The 2,025-nt window shown below is 67.0% G+C and carries 2 protein-coding genes and 1 pseudogene; 2 read left to right on the top strand and 1 reads right to left on the bottom strand.

Annotated elements, in window-relative coordinates; translation table 11 throughout:
• A partial coding sequence (locus Q7U29_RS07925) for a glycosyltransferase (RefSeq protein WP_304740185.1) occupies positions 1–330 on the top strand: 330 nt, incomplete at its 5' end.
• A 51-nt stretch (positions 331–381) separates the two neighbouring features.
• Entirely contained in the window at positions 382–1,365 is a 984-nt protein-coding gene (locus Q7U29_RS07920; protein WP_304740183.1) for a threonine/serine dehydratase, read from the top strand.
• A gap of 209 nt (positions 1,366–1,574) precedes the next feature.
• Here Q7U29_RS07920 and Q7U29_RS07915 read toward each other — a convergent pair.
• Positions 1,575–2,025, bottom strand: a pseudogene (locus Q7U29_RS07915) (hypothetical protein); the annotation flags it as partial.

Genomic DNA, 2,025 nt, shown 5'->3' with positions numbered 1-2,025 from the left:
GCCGACGTCTTCGTGTTTCCGAGCCGGACCGACACCTTTGGGCTGGTGCTGCTCGAAGCGCTGGCCAGCGGCCTTCCGGTCGCGGCGTTCCCGGTGACCGGCCCGCGCGACGTGATCGGCACGGCACCGGTCGGCTCACTGCACGACGATCTGCAGGTCGCCTGCATTGCCGCGCTGAGCATTTCGCCGCAGGCCTGCCTCGCCTTTGCCGCAAAGCATAGCTGGGAGGCTTCGGCCCGCGCCTTTGTCGATAGCGCCACCAATATCCGCATCGATCCGGAAGGCGATCCGGTTCCATTCGAGGTCGACCAGCCGCGTTTCGTCAGCTGATCCTGCGCGAAGCAGCTTGCCCGCCTGCCGGCGCAGGCGTAACTTTGCGCGATGACAATCGCCATTTTGCCTGTGACTTCCGCCGACATCGATGCCGCCGCGCGCGTCATCGCGCCATATGCGGTGCGAACCCCGCTGTTGTCGCCGTCCGTTCTCAACGAACGGATGGGGACCCGGATCTTTCTGAAGCCGGAGATGCTGCAACGGACCGGCTCGTTCAAGTTTCGCGGCGCCTTCAACAAGCTGTCGTCGATCCCTATGGAAGCGCGCGGCGGCGGCGTGGTGGCGTTCTCGTCCGGCAACCACGCCCAGGGCGTCGCGCATGCGGCGCAGCTGCTCGGCATGCAGGCGACCATCGTGATGCCGGCCGACGCGCCGCTTTCCAAGCGCGAGCGCACCAAAGCCTATGGCGCCGAGGTCGTGCTGTACGACCGCGACCGCGAGGATCGCGAAGCGATCTCCCGCGAGATTGCCCAGAAGCGCGGCGCCACGCTGGTGCGGCCCTATGACGATCCCTACGTGATCGCGGGGCAGGGCACCGTGGGCCGCGAAATAGCCGAGGACATGGCGGCGCTTGGTCTCGCACCCGACATCGTGGTGGCGCCCGCCTCGGGCGGCGGCCTGATCGCAGGCGTCGCGACCGCGATCAAGGCGCGCTATCCGCAGGCCATGGTGATGTCGGGCGAGCCCGAAGAGTTCGACGATCACGCGCGCTCGCTGCGCGCGGGCAAGCGCGAGGCGCACGGCTCAAAAGGCCGCACCATCTGCGATGCGCTGATGGCGGCGATCCCCGGCGAGATCACTTTTTCCATCAACAGCCAGCTGCTCGCCCAGGGCATCACCGCCAGCGATGCCGAAGTGGGTACCGCGGTCGGATTTGCCTTTCGCGAATTGAAACTGGTGGTCGAGCCCGGCGGCGCCGTCGGCCTCGCCGCGCTGCTGGCCGGCCGCATCGACGTGAAAGGCAAGAACGTCGTCATCGTGCTGTCGGGCGGCAATGTCGATGCCGACCTGTTCGCGCGATTGATCAGCTGACAATTTCCCAAAGGCTACGGCGTTGCTCTTCTCCCTCTCCCGCTTGCGGGGGAGGGCCGGGGTGGGGGTCTCTCAGCTGGGGCGTGCGCTGCAGGCTCGCTCGCTGATAGAGCCCCCACCCGCCTCGCTGCGCTCGGCACCCTCCCCCGCAAGCGGGAGAGGGAAAGGAACTTCACGTCCCGACGTGACATCGTTCCTGCTGAATTTCGCTATGAAAAGAACGCGATCTTCTCGGCCTGGCTCATGCGCCGGATCGGCGCCAGCGGATCGGCCCCGGCCGGCTGGGGCCGGCTCAGGATTCCCCTCGATATCAGCGAGGCGCCGAGCGAAGGCTCTTCGGCAGCTTGAAGCGAGGGTTGCAGCGACGGTTCAGCGGCCGGAGGCTCCGCCGCGGCGGCCATCGGTTCGGGCTCGGGCTCTCGTTCCGGCGCGACGCTGACGGGATCGGCAGGCGCAATTTCCGCGACGGCGGCCTCAGCCGACTCCATTTCGGCGGCATCATCGAAATCCGTGGGATCATCCGCGGCCATTTCGAGCGCGATCATGTCGAGGATCGCGTCGTCATTGGCTTCATTTTGGGCTTCGTCGGCTTCGCTGGTCAGGCCCTCCGGCTCAACCACCATGTCAGCGGTCTCCGCCATGGCGTGCACGGTCTCGACC

The organism is Bradyrhizobium sp. (assembly GCF_030654605.1).
GTDB lineage: Bacteria > Pseudomonadota > Alphaproteobacteria > Rhizobiales > Xanthobacteraceae > Bradyrhizobium.
This window is presented reverse-complemented; position numbering and strand designations above follow the sequence as displayed.

Excerpts from the sequence above, each read along its gene's own strand:
- Q7U29_RS07920 (WP_304740183.1), top strand. The coding sequence starts at position 382 with ATGACAATCGCCATTTTGCCTGTGACTTCCGCCGACATCGATGCCGCC.